Annotated in this window: 12 protein-coding genes; 7 read left to right on the top strand and 5 right to left on the bottom strand. The window is 41.9% G+C overall.

All coding sequences use genetic code 11. The features are described 5' to 3' along the window. Positions 1-31: 31 nt before the first annotated feature. Complete coding sequence (locus PBN151_RS14060; RefSeq protein ID WP_227774670.1) at positions 32-1,372, bottom strand: lytic polysaccharide monooxygenase; 1,341 nt, start codon at positions 1,370-1,372, stop codon at positions 32-34. A 1,123-nt stretch (positions 1,373-2,495) separates the two neighbouring features. On the opposite strand from PBN151_RS14060, the gene PBN151_RS31295 reads away from it, so the two are divergent. Then, positions 2,496-8,609, top strand: a complete 6,114-nt coding sequence (locus PBN151_RS31295) for an HTH domain-containing protein (protein ID WP_072729456.1) — start codon at positions 2,496-2,498, stop codon at positions 8,607-8,609. A 489-nt stretch (positions 8,610-9,098) separates the two neighbouring features. Here PBN151_RS31295 and PBN151_RS14050 read toward each other — a convergent pair whose 3' ends face one another. From PBN151_RS14050 to PBN151_RS14040, 3 genes are read right to left on the bottom strand one after another with little or no spacing between them, the layout of a single operon-like run. After that, on the bottom strand, positions 9,099-10,112 hold the full coding sequence (locus PBN151_RS14050) for an alpha/beta hydrolase family protein (RefSeq protein WP_072729455.1): 1,014 nt from the start codon (positions 10,110-10,112) through the stop codon (positions 9,099-9,101). A 25-nt stretch (positions 10,113-10,137) separates the two neighbouring features. Then, positions 10,138-10,776 carry a GNAT family N-acetyltransferase gene (locus tag PBN151_RS14045; protein WP_072729454.1) on the bottom strand — a complete coding sequence of 213 codons (639 nt, stop codon included), beginning with the start codon at positions 10,774-10,776 and terminating at the stop codon, positions 10,138-10,140. Next, positions 10,751-11,563: a MerR family transcriptional regulator gene (locus PBN151_RS14040; RefSeq protein WP_072729453.1), complete on the bottom strand. Its 813-nt coding sequence runs from the start codon at positions 11,561-11,563 to the stop codon at positions 10,751-10,753. The genes PBN151_RS14045 and PBN151_RS14040 overlap by 26 nt, the downstream gene beginning before the upstream one ends. A 361-nt stretch (positions 11,564-11,924) precedes the next feature. On the opposite strand from PBN151_RS14040, the gene PBN151_RS14035 reads away from it, so the two are divergent. The 6 genes from PBN151_RS14035 (at position 11,925) to PBN151_RS14010 (ending at position 17,232) form a co-directional block, all read left to right on the top strand. Beyond that, positions 11,925-12,614 carry a hypothetical protein gene (locus PBN151_RS14035; RefSeq protein WP_227774668.1) on the top strand — a complete coding sequence of 230 codons (690 nt, stop codon included), beginning with the start codon at positions 11,925-11,927 and terminating at the stop codon, positions 12,612-12,614. Between the two features lie 4 nt (positions 12,615-12,618). Then, complete coding sequence (locus PBN151_RS14030) at positions 12,619-13,035, top strand: hypothetical protein (protein ID WP_227774666.1); 417 nt, start codon at positions 12,619-12,621, stop codon at positions 13,033-13,035. 50 nt (positions 13,036-13,085) lie between these two features. Further along, a complete protein-coding gene (locus PBN151_RS14025; RefSeq protein WP_072729451.1) occupies positions 13,086-14,381 on the top strand; it encodes a DUF1963 domain-containing protein in 1,296 nt (431 codons plus the stop codon). A 49-nt stretch (positions 14,382-14,430) separates the two neighbouring features. Beyond that, the gene (locus tag PBN151_RS14020) at positions 14,431-16,098 is read left to right on the top strand and encodes a DUF6138 family protein (protein WP_072729450.1); all 1,668 of its coding nucleotides are present in this window, start codon (positions 14,431-14,433) and stop codon (positions 16,096-16,098) included. Between the two features lie 115 nt (positions 16,099-16,213). Continuing rightward, complete coding sequence (locus PBN151_RS14015) at positions 16,214-16,654, top strand: DMP19 family protein (protein WP_021262872.1); 441 nt, start codon at positions 16,214-16,216, stop codon at positions 16,652-16,654. Positions 16,655-16,671: 17 nt separating this feature from the next. After that, on the top strand, positions 16,672-17,232 hold the full coding sequence (locus PBN151_RS14010; RefSeq protein WP_072729449.1) for an SMI1/KNR4 family protein: 561 nt from the start codon (positions 16,672-16,674) through the stop codon (positions 17,230-17,232). Positions 17,233-17,358: 126 nt separating this feature from the next. On the opposite strand, the gene PBN151_RS14005 is transcribed toward PBN151_RS14010, so the two are convergent. Next, a complete protein-coding gene (locus PBN151_RS14005; protein ID WP_072729448.1) occupies positions 17,359-18,741 on the bottom strand; it encodes an SMI1/KNR4 family protein in 1,383 nt (460 codons plus the stop codon). Between the last annotated feature and the right edge of the window lie 130 nt (positions 18,742-18,871).

Here is an 18,871-nt window from a genome sequence, read left to right as displayed (position 1 = left end):
ATATGCATAGATTATTGATGGCGCGCCGATTTTAAGGGATTACTTTCCACACATCAGCGCCTGAAGAACCTGGTGTTTCGCCTTGCGTCCACCATTTTGCTTCATAATTCACACCGTTATGCGTTACTTTATTACCGGCTACATACACTGTCGTTGCGCTCCAAGACGGATATGTAGTAGGGGCGGACGGTGTAGTGACGTTTAGAACGTTGCTTGCTAACGATACGTTGCCAGCAGCATCAATCGCTTTAACGGTAAAGGAATACGAAGTGTTTGCCGTCAAACCCGTAACAAGGTATTCCACAGTTGAACCTGAGACAGTCGCTATCAACGTCGTGCCTTGAAATACTTGATAGCCTGTAACTCCGACATTATCCGTAGAAGCGTTCCACATTAATGGAACTGTTGTGGAAGTTGAGCTGCCCATGACATGAAGGCTGCTTGGCGCTGTAGGGGCTACTGTATCCGGACCGGTCACAGGAAGCGTCGTGAAGGTTACCGCATTGCTTGCTGCGGATATATTTCCTGCGGCATCAACAGCTTTTACCGTAATCGTATACGAAGTATTCGAAGTTAAACCTGTCAAGTTGGCAGTTATCGCTCCGTTTGTCGTTGCGATTTGGTTGGGCCCGTTAAAGATCTGGTAGCCGGTTACGCCAACGTTGTCCGTGGAAGCGCCCCAAGTGATAGTTGCATTTGTCGCCCCAATATTGGATGCCGCTGCACCGGTTGGAGCAGTCGGAGCTACATTATCAACGTTCCCACCAAAATTAACGTCAATTACATTATAGAAGGCATTCAAGGTATCGGAAATTTCCCAAACTGCAAGAATAACTTGATACCCAGTTCGGCTCGGAACGTTGCAAGTGTCGGAATATGTGTTGCCAGGCAATTTACCGTTGTAAGGCACGTTGCAGAAAGGAGTTAAATCGAAGGAGTCGCGAGTAAGCGGTGCATTAGGATTCCAGTTTTGCTTTGTGATGTAATATTTCCAGCTTGTCGTTGCGTGGGGCACTTTAATTTTCCAATTAAATGTCGTCGGTCCCGGGCTTATGTTAACCTTAGTCCAACGCGTCGCGGATTGCTCGTCAAGAGGCGCAAATGCGCCATTAGCACTCGCAATTTTCCCATCGGCAGGGCCTCCCGCCGGGAATCCCTTATGTGCTTCCAAACTATAAGGTTCATAAATAATCAGACCACAGTTCTTATTCACGCCGTCTGCACAAAGACCTGCACGGCTATTGGTCACGTTACCGTGTGCGAATGCCTTATCCCCGAGTATGAGGGACATCGCGAAGAGAAGCACGAGCACGGTGCCGACAGCAAAAAGAAAGTTAAACCGTTTTGCTCCAGATGAACATAAAGTAGACATCAAGAATTTCCTCCATTTCATTCATTTTATTGGCAATGTATAACCGCTGAAATTAATCAAATGACACCTCCTTCATAGGCGGATTATATATAAACTCTCTTAGGAGCTTATATCAGTTCCTAACATAACGAATAATTCTGTTAACCAGCTTGATAGAAAAGAAATGCATCTTGATATTGTCGAATCGTGAGAGATGCATTTTAGAGTAGTGGAAGCGGATTCATGAAGTAGCAGTAGTTGATTCTTGTTTTTGGGTGATTGGGTGTTAATGTGAGGGATTTCGGAATCGAGTTGCGTTATAGTGAACGCGGACAGTTCGTTCAATCGTTGATCATAGGGTAGGTCTCAAATGGATACGTAATTAGGTAGGATGTATCCGAGCAGAACTAGGTAGTACCTTGTGACAACAACATAGTTATACCCATAAATTACTATGCATTAAAAATATATCATTATATGTTTTCAGTAGCAAATAGATTTTTTACCCTGTTAGTGAACGATAGAAAAGTCGGTTTTCCTACACGAGGATTAACCGACTTTGCATCTTACATTTCTTAAGCGATTATAGGTGTTTAAGAAGTTTCCTTAGAAACTGCTCAATCGTATCCATATAACCCGGTATCGTTATTTGTCTCGGAGCAAAAAGACTAACGAGTGTTGCACGTAGATTCGAGTTCACCGTCTGCTTGCTGAGCATCGAGTGATCATCATCATGGAAGGCAGCTACACGCGGCAGATCAGGTTTTACTACATTTTATAAATAGCATCTGAATGTATTCGAAATCAGAGACCTAAATTGCATGAGCATAGGGGGCATAAATTCATTCAGTTGTTCTTTTTATGCTCTTCTTATTTTTATTTAACCCTATAAAAAAGTCAGAGCGCTAGCATAGGCTTTTTTATAGGGTTGCAAAGATACTTGATGCTTCGTGCTTGATAGATCAAAGTTCTTGGCTAATAGTGTTTTGCTTTAAATTTGCTAATGGAGCTTAGGTGATTTAAGTGAATCTCAATTTCCATTTATAGAGGAAAACCAAGTAAAATGTCGAATTAAAGATGTTAAATAAATATAGATATAGCTAATTATCAATTCCAAATTTCACAAAAAAGTGATGGTGATTGAATGCTAGGTGATATACTAATTGGAATTTTAGGTAACACAGCTTATGATACATTGAAAAAAATATTTAATAAACATTTTGGTGAAGAAGAGGATCATATATTTAAAGCATTTATACAATCTATAAAATCTACCTCGAGTGAATTTTTTAAAGTAAATGGTGACACATACGGTACGATTCAAAGCAGTTTCCTCTCAATAGAGCAAAATTGGGATGTTATACTCCGAAGTATTTTCTACGGAACCGGTGAGATTGATGAATGTTGTTTTGTATTAAACGGTCTCGGAATAAATAAAAGGGATGCTTCATCAGGAGCAAGACGCTTTGTTGAGATGTTAAATGCCGAGATGAGGAAGAATCGACATTTAGACAAAGTTCTGGCTGAAAAGAAACATATCATTGATACAGGCAGACACATTAAAGAAACCGAACAAAAGTTGGACTCTTTATTTCAGAAAATGGAGTCGAACAAATTTGTCCATTCTATTTTTCCAACAACACTTATTGATCAAAAAATAAAAGATGAATTGGATGAGATTTGCAAATCTCGTTTTTTTGCAGAGTTTAATACCGTTGGGGCATCCATATCATTAGCTAGAAAGATAATTGATGGAGAACTTTCCAACGGGACGAGTTCTGAAAGAAGTCGAGCATTATCTTGGTGTGCACGTTTCATATCGTCCAGTGAAGAAGTATTAAAAGCTTCGGAATTCCTCGAAATAGCCAAATCATTAGAATATCGTATTGAAATCGATATTACACAAGCCCTGATCAATTATTCAAATACAGGTGATAAGTACGCAGCTCTTAGTAGCTTAGCTGGTATTGACACTCCCATTTCGCGTTCAGCTTGTCTATTTGTCATTTTACAACACGATGGGGCAGAGGGAGGGATTACCTGGTTTGAAACCGTGGGTTTTAAGGCAGAGAACTTAGACCCATATGGTAAGCACTTGCTTTTAGCGCAATGCCTAAAGTTATATAAAAGTGATATTGCGGAACAAACTTTAGAAACGCTAACTGCTGAAGACTTTGATGAATGTCCAATCCTTTATCATTTATGCGGATTATATTATCTACAGAGTACAGTCCCAGTAGAGTTATTTCCAATTGTCATTAATCAGGCACCTTTTCAAGCTCATGACTTCCCACTAGCGTCAGAAGCAGCCTCAATTCATTCCCGTCGATTAGCTCGACGTTATTTTGCTGACGCGGCAACAATTGCATACCAACTTAAATGCTTTCATGCTGCAGCAATTGACGATGAATATGCTCTTTGGCTTGAATTAAGAGATCCAGAGGACTCAGATCAAGGAGTAAAGCGGCTAGAGTCTAAACTCCGTGATTCCAAGTCTTCACTTCATCTAGTGCATCTTGCTCTTCAATTTAAAATAAAATTAGAACTGAAAACTGTAGAGCAAGAAATAGAGCGGCAAATTGCACTTCATGGTGGAATTACACAAGAAGCAGCTATTGCTCGTTTTTCTTTAGTTCTTACAAAAAAGTCTCCAGACGAGGCTGCAAGTTATATCAGTCGACACTATAGTGAACTTTCAAAGTTTTATGATAAAAAATCATTGTTGTATCTCCAAATCGATTTTTGTTTACAAGCTGGACTCCGTGAAAGAGCTAACGAAAATCTATCTGAGCTAATTGAAGAGGGAATTACAGTTGATGAAGAAAAACGTATTAGGAAGTTAATCAATGATGTGGAAAATGTTGACCCCATTGAATATCGAAAAATAAAATTCGAACAATCTCGATCTCTAAATGACCTGATTCCACTTGTAGACGAACTCGAATTTCGAGGAGAATGGATCAGTCTTTGTCTGTACGGAGAACTTTTATTTGAGAGAACTCGATCAATACAAGACGCTGAACGGTTGGCAAAAGCTTTGCTTAATACTAAAGAGACTTTTAAACTTGTTGAATTAATAAAAGCACACATTGATTTCTTAGATCAATCCATAAATCTTCGAATGTTATATTCCTGGGCGTTATATTATGAAGGTTATCTACTCGAAAGCCGTTCAGAGTTATTAAAATTAAGTGATGATCAGCAAGATAGAAACTACCGTTTATTACAAGTTAATCTTGGAATCTCATTGGGTGATTGGCATTCCTTATCAGTTTTTATCATCAATGAAATTCAGGAGAAAAACAATAGAAGTCCTCACGAATTAATCAGTGCAGCTCAACTGGCAATTCAGTTGAACCTACAACCTTATGCTAAGGAATTGATTCATACTGCTATTGCAGTAGCCAATAATGACGCTAATGTATATATTTCTGCTTACTTTTTGGCTACTAACGCCGGTTGGGAGAATGATCCTGAAATTTCTTTGTGGCTTCAAAAGGCTACAGAATTTTCAGACGACGATGGACCTCTTCAAAAAATGTCACTCAAGGAAATTATGGAAAATAAGCCCGAATGGGATCGTCATGAGTCTGAAACATGGACATCTCTAAGTAATGGTGATATACCTCAAATCTTAGCAGCTCACTCACTCAACAAATCATTAGTCGGTTTGATGGTTTTTCCATCTTATGCAAACTTATCTAAAACTGATCTCAGATACAAAGATATCATTCCGGCATACAGTGGTACGCGACAACCAAATCGTATCGATGAAGTTGAGGTCATTGGAATTGAAGCCACAGCTTTGATTACATTGAGTTTTCTTAATATTCTTGAAAACACGTTTGAAGCATTTAATGAGGTTCATATTCCACATTCAACTCTAAGATGGCTCTTTGAAGAAAAACAGAAAATTTCTTATCATCAACCTAGTCGCATTATTCAGGCTAAAAAATTGCGTAATATGATAGCAACAGATTTACTTAATAAACTTGTAACAAAAATTAACCCGTGTAGTGAATTATCTGATCGAATTGGTAATGATCTTGCAAATTTGATAACTGAGGCGGAAAAGGTAAGGCAGGACAGTGACACTCAGTGTTTCGTAATTACACCGTATCCTGTTCATAGAATCGGTTCACTGATGGAGGAAGAAGCCGATTTAAGTGAATATTCGAGTATAATGAATAGCTGCTTGTCCGTAGTCGAAAGTTTACGCAAAAAAGGGCAAATCACCGGTGAAGAACTTCAGAGAGCACGTGCCTATCTAAATATTATCGAGAAACCTTGGCCAAGTGAGTTAGAAATAAATGATAATGCAATACTATATTTAGATGACCTCGCAGTTAACTATTTACAACATCTAGGACTACTTGAAAAACTAAAAAATGCAGGGTTCAAAGCGTTTGTATCACCCAGAACGCTCTCAATTGCTAACGAGTTAATATCTTTCGAGGGTATCTCTAGTAATGTCGAGGAACTAGTAGAACGAATTCGATATACGATTAGTACACAAATTGAGTCAGGAAAAATTAAGGTGGACAGATTACAAAAGTTTGAGGAATTGGATTATGATTCGATTTCTGAACATCCCACCGTTAGTGTTATTGCACTTGCTTCCAAATGTAATGTCATAATTTCAGATGATAGATTTCTTAACAAACATGAACATATTGAATATAACGGAGTGCAAACCCAAATTTCTTCGACGTTAGACATAATTAATGCATTAGTTTCAAAAGGTTTGATTACTTCTAACAATCGATTAGAATATAGGACTAAACTACGTCGTGCTGGATATGTGTTTATTCCAGTAGACGATTATGAGCTAACAACGCACCTTGAAGATTCCTCGGTGATTAACGGTAAGGTATTCGAAACGGCAGAGCTTAAGGCTATCCGTGAAAGCATCTTAAGTGTACGGATGTGGAATTGGCTACAACTACCCAAAGAAGCACTCTGGCTCAATAGTATTTTCGATGTATACCACAGAGTTTTGAAAAATTTTTGGAGAGATGAAGCCGACCTTTCTACAGTGATTGCATACTCGGATTGGATACTTGGACAACTTGATATCCGAGGCTGGGCCCATAAATACGAAGATGGTAATTATCTTGTGAATGCTGGAAGGGGGATTTTTATTCTCCTTTTGCTTTCACCACCTCCTAACGTTCAGAATGCTATTAAAGTCGAGTTTTGGAATTGGATTACTGATAATGTTTTGACTCCTCTTAGAGAGCAGTTTCATGATCTATTTGACGCAATTGTTGAATGGAACAAAAGGCAAATTATTGATATTTCCGAAAATGAACAATTTAGTCAAATAGGAAATGGTGAGAATGCACTGTTAGTGAGATCAATGATAGTGCAGCTTGCTTTAAACCAATTACCACCGATAATGAGGGAATCTATATTAGAGGATAAACCCTTCAGAGAATCATATGGTATAAGCGTAGATGCTGTTCTTTCATTGAATGGATCAGATATTTCTTTTCAACAATCGACACTGTTCTGCGCTATACGGGACATAACTTTACTTTCACCAAATAAGGAAATAATCGATAATCAGGATAGAGTATGGAAGCTTAAATATCAAATTAATGGGAAGCTAAAACCAGTTCTCGTTATTTCGAATGACAAGCAACAATTTAGCCTGTCAGACTTTTTACCATTAGTAGGGGACAGTGCTTTGCGTCTTCGTTCATTAGATAAGGTATCCGCTGATGTATCTTTTCCAGTTGAAGATAAAAATAGGTGGAACGGTATCCTCACCAACAGAGCGCTTGAAGATGACGAAATAGATGAGTTTCATACTGATATTACCGATACACCGGGATTCAAAGAGAGAACGATATACCAAGGTTTAACAAGTGGTAATGCAAGCACTTCTTTGCTTATACCTTCTTCAAAGAGATACTATGAAAGATTAGTAGGCTGTTACGATGGGAGCTTGTCTATTAGGGAGTATGCGACCGGGCAGGGTAGGCAGCACTTTGAACAATTGTTACATTTAAATCCATATGAGGGTCTCTTACATTGTCTATATGTGTCATTACATTCAGATTTGACGTATGAAATAAAAATGGAGAACATCGATATAAACGTTATTGTTCGTGTTTTTGAATTTTTGGAATCAAATGGTGATGTAGTGTCGCAAATAGGAGCTATTGAAATCGGATTACGCATCTTATCAAGTAAACCAGAAATCAGTCCGTTAATAATACGTCTTATCAAACAAATCCGAGATGACAGAGTTGATGGATCATTGAGCAAAATTAAGCTTTTCTCGGCGTTGTTTATTCTCATAGACGGTGAATTGTCAAGAATTCGGTTGTTTTCATCTGAACCCCCGTTCTATAGAAGGCTAGCTTCTATGTCACATGCTGCTTTAATCCATCGTCAACTTATTAAGTCTGGTGTGAATATCGATTTGTTTAGTGATTGGGCGTTAAATATTTGTGGAGAGCAGTTTTATTTTCAATCGCTCACTGACATTCGACTTGAACCACGATGGAGTCCCGATTTTGCATTGCCATCACAAATAAAAGCAGAATTCTTAGGACGAATATTGAGTGCTGCCCAAAAGAACGAGACAAATATTACTGACCAAGAACTTCATGAACTTGTTTTAGGAATGAAGGCTCAAAGCTTGAGATCTTTAATTGAGTTTCAGTGGTATTTTCCTGGTCCACTTGAGGGTGTCTACGACATTCCGCCGCAACTTCCTCAAGAGCTTTTGGATACAATTGAATCTCAACTTCAATCCGAAGAAATAAGCTCCATATCATTCATTGGTCTTATAAATTCTGCGTTTATTTTCCGTGTTGAAACAACTCACGTAGAATTGGTCGCTCGTAATTTACAACTAGGAAACCATCGACTCAATAATGTAAGTGATAAAACGCAACTATTAGCAATATTGAATGGTTTGGCTTCAGTAGCCGCTGTAGCACGGAGTAGTTTGCTCGCTAAAGAGATAAAGGAGCTTGTACGTGTTTATAGACATCATCCTCAATATTCTTTGACAATCACGGAGACTTTAAGAGTTTGCCTTGTTGCAGCAGCATGTTATGAAGACCTAAACAACTGGAATGAATTTATTGGAGAATGGTTGACAGAGTTGGCATTTTCTAAGTTGGACAATGATGAAGTTAATGTGTTTCTTTCGCAATTACAATGCCTTTGTCATGCCGTTCCCGAATTATGGGTTACTTGCGGGAGAGCAGAAGCTGCTTTAAGGGCACTTAGTACAAATTAAAATAAGCGAACAGAACTTGAGATATTTGGTTCTATATAAACTCAATAGCCCTAAATGTCAAACTATGAGGCGCGGAAAGATAAGTTCCGAAAAGAGAGGAAATGAGTCCTTCTGAAAATATCCAGACAAATTCTTTAGGCTGTCAGCTCAAATAGGTATCCTACTTACTTTGGTTGGTAACTGGAGATTCCGTTCAGTTAATTTTCCAGAAAGGAAATATTTAATTGTAAGTAATTAGCTTTAAGGACATTGAGAATGCTGTTATACTACATGATCTGTCGCGGAAAAATCATTGCGTGTTAATACAATTAATAACTGGCAGCTCGTCGAAGAACACTGGTAACAAGCAAGGAATAACCTAATATAATGTGAACTAAAAAAGGATGGTCTTCAAATCGTGAAGAGCATCCTTTTTGTTTTAGATTAGAATCTATCTACAGCAAGTTGGTGAACGATGTGCGTTCTTCATATCTTACGTGTGCCTAGCAACTAGCTATGTACTAGAAACTTCCTCAGAAACTTCTCTATCGCATCCATATAACCTGGTATCGTAATTTGTCTGGGAGCGAACAGACTAATGAGCGTTGCTCGTAGATTCGAGTTCACCGTCTGCTTGCTGAGCATCGAATGATCAGCATCAGAGAAGACAGCAACAGTCAACAATTCCGGCTTAACGATGTCACGGTAGACCCGCTCCGTATTTTTCACATCAACATTTATATCCTCTTCACCCAGAATTAATAATACAGGCGAGTTGAAGTTGCGAAGATCTTCTGTGGCATCCGACAAAAAATTTTTGCCGGCGAATATCCATCTGTCTCTCGACATCAAGCTCTTTTCACGTGCGATTTTGACATACTCTTCATAGGAGGCATGTTTCTCTAGCAACTGTCGCACTTGTCGGTTATAGGCCAGTTTGTCTTGAATTTCTGCTTCCGTTTTTCCTGCAGCCAGCATTTCACTGCGTGTATTGTATTCACCTTGACTAATCCAGTTGATTGCAGGGGAGAGAAGAAGGCTAAACGCGAGCTGCTCCTGCTTGGCAAGCTTCGGAATGACCCAGCCCGCTTGACTCGCTCCCCATACCCCAATCTGCTTCCCGTCTATCATTGGCTGCTCTTTGGCCCAAGCAATCGCCTGAACGGCTTCTTCCACTCGGTCATCTATACTTTGATGCTCCCAATTGCCTTCCGAACCGTTAAGGCCTCTTTTATTTAGCGACAAAGAAGCATACCCAATGGAAGCAAGCCGCTCCCATAGCGGCTTATAGCCATCCTCATGCGTAGCGTCAATAGGGCCGTCCCCATGAATGAACAATACAAGTCCAAGTTTGTTCGTGTAGTTCTTAGGCAGTACGAAGCTGCCTGTTAATTTGCCTTGAGGCGTTTGGATTTCAACAGCCTGTTCATCCATGTCAAAGTCGTGCTGATTCAAAATATACAGCCCAGTACCGCCCAATATCAGAACGATCAATAGTAAGGATATCGCTAGTTTCTTTTTCATCTACTATTCTCCTTGTGTGAAGCTCTCAGCTATAGGTCTTCAATTTTCGGGTCATATAATGCCATGTTCCTTCATTGAAAAAGAAGTGACGCAGAATACTATATTCTTGTATATGGGTAGAGAAGGATAACTGCTCATACAGCTGTTTTGCCCGTGGATTCGTACCTGCGACATGCAAGCTTAGTATGCTCAGGCTTGGTTCTGCTAGGGCATACTGCTGTGCCCATTCCAACAGCAATCTTCCAATTCCCTTGCTTCGATGATCAGGGTGGACAGCCACGTCAGCAATATAACATTCTTCAGCTAACGGCTTATGCTCTAGTAGGGACAATCCGATTACCAGTTTAAGAAAGGTCCATTTTCCAATGAAAGGATAATCCTTCCACGAGGGAAGATTACTCGTTGCCTGTTGAACTTCTGCATTCGCACTCCATTTAATCGACAGAGTTCCGATCACTTCTCCCGCTTGCAGCGCGACAACCCTCAAGCTTGCCGGTTCAGCAGGAAAGGAATCCAGCATCTTCTCGAAAAAAAGAGCAAGATTCTCCTCACTCAAGTTCGTAAGGTGTTGGAATTTCCCGCGAAACCCGTGGACGAGCAATCGGCCAACGTCGGCATTGTACTTGGGCTGCATCGGTTCAATCGTTATCCGCGCTACAGTCATGTTCATAGCCTCCTTCGGATTTGACAACTGGCTTTATTAACGTTTGCAGCTCGTAGTGAAGCTGGTTGTTGCTGAACAGAGACAAATATGATTTCTCAATAACGATCAAAGGTCCCCATACAACATAAGATTGCGTAGCAGCATATTCATAGAACTGTTCTACAACTTGATCAAGCTCATCGACTTCTTGAATGGCGCACTGCATCGCCAGGTAATCTCCCTCCGGCACAGAAAAATCGCCAGGGGCTTGCGTCTCCAGACATAAGGTGCTCAGTCTAGAACCATCATCGATGTAGTGAATATCCATTTCAAATAAGTTCGGAATAGATTTCTGCTGCTCCACCAATTGTTTGGCCGTAAGCTTTGTCTGGGGATACATCTCGATCCACCGTGTGAAATACCTAGGTTCTCGCCGCTTGATTTGGTATGTGCTGGTCGAGTTCATGACGTCCTGCTGTTCGTGCAGCACCTTTTGGATGAACTGTTGGAGTTCCCTAAGACGCTGCATTTCCACTTCGATATCTCTCAGGGATGAATGAAGCAGCTGTCGGTATTGAGCTCCAGAATAAGAGGTCATGCATTCCTTAATGGATGAGACAGGCACCTCCAGCTTGCGAAGCAGCAGAATTTGCGCCAGCTGGTATACTTGCTCCATGTCGTACATGCGATACTGGTTGTTATCTGTGTAGCTCGGTTGAAGTACGCCTTTCTCTTCAAAATACCGGATTTGATGAACGGACACATTCATCAGCTTCGCTAACTCGCTAATTGTAATTTCACTTTTCATCACGTCCACTCCTAGGGGGGAAACTTGGAATAACTCAACGATACACCTTAGGTCTGACCTAAGGTCAAGTATTTGTTGTAGATATATTTCATAAAACACAAGTTGATGTGTCTTTTGATCTAATGGCTGTATCAACATTTATAAGGAACAAAGACGCAATCAAGTAGGACTAAGGTATCTTTCCCTAAATACTAGTGGGCTGTAAGGTTGATTGCTAACTTCCTTACCCCGTATACTATCCATAATCAGGAATGGAATCCTTTCCTTCTACTTGATCTATCAATGGAACATAGGACTCCGATTTCCTGATTTTTTTATCTGTAGTGTGAAGATGAAGGGATTGATCCTAATGATTAGCGACATGGGGAAGGTGCAAATGGATAAACAGTCATACGCGAGATATTTACTCCAGCTCATGGATGAAGATGTAGAATCCGATGATGCGGTCATCGAAGATAATGAGCTGTATGGATATTTTCAAATGTATATGCCAAGTGGGAAAGGGGTGGAGGCTACCTTTGCGCCGCTGCAAGATGGAGAGGCCTATTTACAGCGGATTGTACAGATGTATGACATCCTCGATCCCGCGGATTTTGGCGGAGACACGGTGCCAGGCTATTTTAATAGTAAAGTTGCAAATGTGCCTGAAGAGCTGCTGAGAGAACATGGCGAACAGTTTATTAAAGGGCTGAAGGAACTGCTTGAAGAGTTCGAGCAAATTGAAGGTGCGGCAGATGCAGCAGCATACCTGTCTAGAATCAAAGAAGTTCAGCTGCTGCCGCATGGGAAAATAGACAAGATCCGTCAATCTCATGATCCTGATGTGTATGAGGCGCTGTTTGAAGTTGTGAGTGAACACAAGGATTACGATGCACCGATTGAAATTCTGGATGAGGCCTATTACTCGATTACTTGCGATTATTGGATCTCTTATTATTTGCAGTGGCATCGCTACGGACTAAAGGGCGACCCGTTCGCACCTTATTTCGAGCTGTATAGGCTCGGATATTCCGCAATCTTCTCAGAGCACAAGTTGCTCATCGGCTCGTAAGAAGTTGTATGCTGATGCGTTAGAACGAGAGACAAATAGATTTGAAAGAGGCGAAATTGCGTTGATAACACCAAATGAAATCTTAACTATGATTCGTGCTGACGGTTTCTTCGAACGAGTTTTCGAAAAAGAAGAGGACTGGGATGCACAATTAGACGCTAGAGAATCGACTGCATTCGATGCGGCATGGAACTCTAGCTACGAAACCATACATAAGAAAGACCCCACTGAAAGTGCAACAATTCGAGATATTAGAGAATATGTATTCAAGCAAACGTTTCGGCTCACGCAAAATTCCGAGCTGGCTAGTTATGTGTCTGACGACCTCGGTCTCATTGCTAAGGCTTTCGATAGCAAGCTCGCCAATGCATTTGTTAGTAGACTCTGGAATTCCTATCTTCAAGGGCAGTTTCCGAAATGAATCGATTCGTGATCGATATATAAAAGACACCATATGGAGGGTACTTAACTATGGCAGAACGCATTCCATGCAAAACGGAAGGCTGCAGCTCGACGATCCTGCCCGCTACGGCGGCTAAAACAGGCGGCATCTGCATGCCCTGCCAACAGGAACAGGAACGGCAAAAAAAGCAAACGTATATTAAGCAGCATCGTAAAACGGTGAATTTGTATGAAGGCTTGACGAACCCGATAGACATTTTGAAGGTTATGCATGCACAAAGAACATATAGTCCGCTAATTCAATATGTCGATTACCCGCATAGCAAGGAACACATCTATGTATCCTTGACGGCTGCAGAGGCAGCGCAAATGCTGAAGTATGCGGTGGAGCTACTGGATGCTGGGAATGAGGATGAAGCGGAACAAATTCTACTATCTCTCGTATGTTACCGGAATGATGATATTTCCAAAGTTCTGCCCAAACTCATAGAGCGTGACATGTATTATCCCTCGATCTTATTTAAGGATGCGCCGCCTGAAATCCGGGAGCGACTCCTCCAGCAAGTAGAATGGGACGACGACAACCGCAATCATATCCTGATCATATTGAGCTGGATCGGTGACGCAGAGGTTGTAAGACAATTTGAGGAATGGCGATTGCATCCGCCGAAGTGGGCGGGACAGTTGCTCGTCAATCCTGACGTAAATGCCCTAGAGGGGGGCTGGGAGCTCGCATCTAATGGGGAAAGTCGAGAGTTGATTAGTGGGCTATGCTATGCAATTCGGTCAACGGATGAACAGCAGGTAAATTTAGGAGTAGGAACATCTGCTGCACACTTCCTAAAGACGAGCAATTCCAATTGTCCATGGTGTGAGAGGAAGCTAACTGTCTTGATGGACGCGGACACCACTCATCCATCCTTGGCGTATCTCGGTATGCCTACGGAACGCCTGCAAGTGGCAACATGCGAGCTCTGCGGAGGCTTCAGCACGATTTACATGGAACTCGATCAACTAGGAGAACCGGTTTGGAGCCGGTTTAATCAGAAGCCCGATTATTTGCCTAGTTGGGATGACGAGGACAGCAGCGTTACGGTTGAAGAAATTAAGCTTACTCTATCATCCGAGCCGCACTCGCCGTACTATGCTGCGACTTGGACATTAACTCAGCAAGATTCGCAAATCGGAGGTCATCCAAGTTGGGTGCAGGATGCCGACTTCCCGCATTGTCCTTGCTGCGCCCAAAGAATGCGGTTTATCGGTCAGCTGGACTGGGCTGATTTCGATAAGTATGGTGAAGGCATTTTCTATATGTTTATTTGTACAGAGGATAGGATGACGGCAACATTATATCAGCAGAGCTGATTCATAGATGCTGCAAGCATATTCACTTTTTAATCAGGAGGAGACACCGTTGAATCACGCTGTAGAAGCTTTTCTGAATGAGGTGTGGGAGGAAGTCACATCGATTTACGCAAAAGAAAGCAAAAGGCTGAGCGAGTTTAAGGATAAAAGAAGTTTACAGGCCGGAGTTAAGGATTATCTTCGAGTCGCATGGAGAAAAGGCAAGTTTACATGGGCTAATGGAAACATCCATATCGATATCTATGAGCCATTATCTTGGAGCGACAGCTCGTATAAAGTGGAAGCTGGCGACTACATTACGGAGTTAACGGATGAACTTCTCATTGAGGAGTTCTTTCCTGCCTTATGCGAAAGAGTAGAGCGACTGTTCCTCTCTGAGGAGTTGGGTGCGCGTTTCTTTGATTACAAGTTTGAAGTAGTATTGGAGTTTGAATGGGAAAATTCAAAGTTATCGCGTAGACAACAGTTCATCAATGAACCAAAGCTAAATCAACTGAAACAGACCCTGGAGCAATTTATTCAATCAAAGGTATTATCTGAACCACCAGTGCAACCAGCAGTAGATGACTATTTCTTTTTTGCAAGCCATTTGGTCAATCCTGAACTAATGAAACAGGAAGTAGCAGAGATCGAGCCGTTAATCCGACGACTCAATGATAAGCTGAAGGAGAATCAAGAACGCAAAAAAGAATGGACCAGCCGATATACGTATTCCTTCAAACGTTGGGCGGAGGATCATTTTTTACCGCAGCATTTTAACCAAACCGGTTATTATCGAAACGAATGGGTGTTGAAGGAGGAAGCGATTCCTTCTTCCGTAGATGCTGGAGAATTAGAGTTCTTTATTTATGCAGCCGTACAGATTGGCTTCACAGAGCCGGATAATCGGCTGAAATATCTGGGACTTGCGGCACAATTGGGTTCAAAGCGGGCAGCAGATTATTTGAAAATAGGCAGCGGTAAATTTGTGAGCACCTATCGGGGAGAGAAAATAGAGGCCCACAACAATGACGTGACGAAAACGATCGACATCCGGATTCTATCTGAAGAGGAGGCAGCATACGGTGAAGCGCTCGATTATATCATTGATCTGTTGCGGCGGGATTTCCCTAAAGAATATAACCTTAAGCTGAAAAGCAGCCAAAAGCACGTGCTTCCGTATAAAAAGCTGGCGAAGTCCAAGCTTCATCGTTTTTTTGCCAATGCACTCAGCTATCCGGCGTTGTTTCCCAAGGTTGCAGAATATGCGGATACGGCAATGGAGGAGTTCGCATGGTACAGCGATGTGGAGCCGAGCGAGAAATCGGCTATGCCGGGCACTTATGCCGTACTAGGTCTCGGCTTGTATAGCGAGGATTATTTCTCATTGGTATCCCGTTATATGGGCATGGTGGATACGGAACACCAAATGGTGCAGGACGGCTATCCGCAGGCATTTATCGAGGCGCATGGCGTCAAGGCAGAGCATATGCCGGTGATCGTATCCATGTTGCTGGGAGGAATTGACGAGGGGACGAGGGTCAAAAATTTGACTATCGACCGTCCTGAGCTTGCCGAGGCGCTTATCGAAGCATTGAAAGACAAAGAGAATTATCAATGTGAGATGGTTGTCTGCCGAATCTTTGGAAGCGTGAAGAAGCTGGAAGGAGCGGCACGAAAAGCAGAAGCACCACTAAAAGAAAGACTGGAGCAGTTATTGGCTCTCTCGAACTGTTAATTCTATTGAATATTAACCTAATAAATTATTAGGATAGCAGCGGCATTGTGTATAAATGAAGCATATAAATGATGTTCTGATCTATAAGGTCTATACATTAAAGGGGGGAAACAAAATGGAGAAGACGGATATCTGCGACATTTGGTTCGATTTTGCCTCTTCCTTTGTGGATAAGAAAAATGATTCAGGCTGGGATGCCTTGACTCCAGAGGAACAAGAGATCACTTCCTTGTGGCTGTTGGAAGTTGACTTATATAACGGCGGGTTTATTCAGTTTTTCTGCAATTGGGGAGAAGTGGCATATCTCCATGCAATTCGAGCGTTACAAGCGATTGGAGCGATTCATGCACTCGACATCATACAATCCGGATATGCCTGTATCGAACGTTTGTCAGAAGACAAGCGCCTTACAGAACTCTGGGATATTCCTCAGTTCCTTACTGAGGAAGAGATAGAGAGACTTGATAAGTTGGATAATCGATTTTGGGAAGATCCGGATAAAATCGCGGAAATCGCACATCGATACTACGTAGAGCAATTGGGAATACATACTTAATGAGAGGAAGCTAAGCATTGGATAAACGGGACTATATCAAAAAAGGATTTGAAGCTTATTATCGCCGATATGACCAAGTAACGGAGGATGGATTTGGTAGATGGATGGGACCAGATGTTCCGGGTGAAATGAAGGCAACCGACTCTAATGAGGAGTGGTCGATATGGAGATTAGTTCCTTCTACCGTAACTGATGGCGACATTTGTGCGCTGGAAAAAGAATTCGGGCTGGACTTTCCGGAATGGTATCAAGCATTCATTTCAACCTATCATCACTATTTCGACATCGTGCCAGCACAACCGGTCGATGAGCCGTTACGCCGCATTCAAGATATGTATAATCCACTCCTGTGCAAGTGGGGTTACCTTCCATTCGCCTGGGATTCCGAGTATGGTCACATATTATGCATGGATCTTACTGGTTCGGATGAGGAGCACTATGCAATCTATGAGATTGACCATGAAATATTATTTGATTTTGATGAAGAAAAGACAGGGCGCGATCAACTGAAAGCGTCGATGAGATTTTTGTATCCTAATTTCAAATCGTTTTTTGACGATGCTTTTGAATTGAAATAGTCCTTTATTTTTTTCTGCCAGAATGAAATGTTCTTGTTCCCGCTGTATAGCGAATCTCCCATTACTAAAAAAGAAGAAGAGCCCTCGTCCGAACGTGATTGGTTGCTTGATGCTTGGTCGGTCTTGTTAGGCTTCTTGCAGTTGCTGAACTAGTTCCTCAATCGATTGCTCAGTAAACCGAAGGTGTCCATTAACCTGCACAATCCGTCCTTCCTTCTTGCGGCGATCCAGCCAATCCGAAATAAAGGATGGTGCGTAGCCGCCTTGACCGAACTCGCCGCCGAAGGCGATCATTTTCTCATAGATTCCCAGATACTGCTCGCGGCTGGTCTCTGGATATGACTTTGTATATAACCAAAACTGCAAATCATACATCAGATACGATAATTCATCCGCATGAAAAGAAAAATGGCCCTTCTCTTCAACAATGCATGTACAGATACGACGGATTTTCGGTTCAATCTGGTCTACTTCAACTACGTTCGAGCATAGTTCTTCCAGCAACGAAGAAAATTTGCCATGAGCTACCCTATGAAGATCTTCTAGCTTATCTTCCTCAGAAGTATCATATTCCTCTTCGTTCACCAGACCTCTAATAAACTCTTCGAAATTATCGGCTAGGAACGTAATTTCATAATCTTGCTCCTGATCGACATGAATTACTTCCGGTTCGCCATCTCTACCGCAGGCTCGGTAGTCCAGCATGACCACATCATGGCCTGCTGATGGACAATCACAAATCACGACGCCAATGTCAGGGTAACCCCAATCCTCAATCATGAACTGACTGCCGAGATCCCCGCAGAGCGAATAGCTCTTCTCACGGCCAATACCCAGAATTCCTGTAATTGCGATATGATCCTCAGCCCAAGAAGTAGCGTCCTCTGTAGGGAAGCGGGTGTTCATCGGAACTCCACCATTGCGGTGTTGCATAAGTGCAATATAAGAGGAGGGGAGCTTATATCCCAATTCCTCCTCGATTGAAGCGATCAGCTCATCCGTAGGCGGCTCGGATTCATATGCTTCTCTTGCATACTCGCTGTCATCCCAAAAGTCATCAAGCGACATATCCGAAAAGGGCTCGACCGCTGCGGATCCACTCGCTTTCAAGGCTGCTTCTTTCTTAGCTGCAATGCGGCGTTCTTGTCGCTGCTGTTTTTCTGCTTTTTGAATACTTAATTGCATTAAATATTCGACATCCTCATCACCAGGCTGTAATTGATCAGCGGTACGAAATGCCTGAACTGCTTCCTCATAGCGCTTTACATGATAGAATGTAAAACCTACCCGATAGTGCCACAGTGGATCGTGTTGGCCCTCTTCTGCTATGCGATCAGCTTGTTGGAGAGCATCCTCAAAAAGCCCCAAATTATTATAGGCTGCAACCAGTCGACTTTTCATTTTGTAATCCCGTTCATTCTCGGGTATGGCTAACAGTGTGTCCACAATTCGCTGGTGTTCATCATCTTCATGCCACTGATTCAATTGATCCATAAGTATTTGGTTCATCGCTGCCTCCATGAATTTATAGAATGTACTTCTCCGGTTCGTACGTTCCAATAGGTAATGATCCCATACAAAATTAAAATGGACAAGGTAAAAAAGACCGATAATGTAAATTTGATCGTGCCACGCGAGA

This window comes from Paenibacillus sp. NAIST15-1, assembly GCF_001894745.1.
Taxonomy (GTDB): Bacteria; Bacillota; Bacilli; order Paenibacillales; family Paenibacillaceae; genus Paenibacillus_B; species Paenibacillus_B suaedae.
Note: the sequence above shows the minus strand (reverse complement) of the source record. Positions and strands in the feature narration are given on the sequence as shown.

Bases quoted from the DNA above. Each gene is read 5' to 3' on its own strand.
- PBN151_RS31295 (WP_072729456.1), top strand. From the start codon at position 2,496: ATGCTAGGTGATATACTAATTGGAATTTTAGGTAACACAGCTTATGAT.
- PBN151_RS14050 (WP_072729455.1), bottom strand. From the start codon at position 10,112: ATGAAAAAGAAACTAGCGATATCCTTACTATTGATCGTTCTGATATTG.
- PBN151_RS14025 (WP_072729451.1), top strand. From the start codon at position 13,086: ATGGCAGAACGCATTCCATGCAAAACGGAAGGCTGCAGCTCGACGATC.
- PBN151_RS14060 (WP_227774670.1), bottom strand. From the start codon at position 1,372: ATGTCTACTTTATGTTCATCTGGAGCAAAACGGTTTAACTTTCTTTTT.
- PBN151_RS14015 (WP_021262872.1), top strand. From the start codon at position 16,214: ATGGAGAAGACGGATATCTGCGACATTTGGTTCGATTTTGCCTCTTCC.
- PBN151_RS14005 (WP_072729448.1), bottom strand. From the start codon at position 18,741: ATGAACCAAATACTTATGGATCAATTGAATCAGTGGCATGAAGATGAT.
- PBN151_RS14040 (WP_072729453.1), bottom strand. From the start codon at position 11,563: ATGAAAAGTGAAATTACAATTAGCGAGTTAGCGAAGCTGATGAATGTG.
- PBN151_RS14035 (WP_227774668.1), top strand. From the start codon at position 11,925: ATGGGGAAGGTGCAAATGGATAAACAGTCATACGCGAGATATTTACTC.
- PBN151_RS14045 (WP_072729454.1), bottom strand. From the start codon at position 10,776: ATGACTGTAGCGCGGATAACGATTGAACCGATGCAGCCCAAGTACAAT.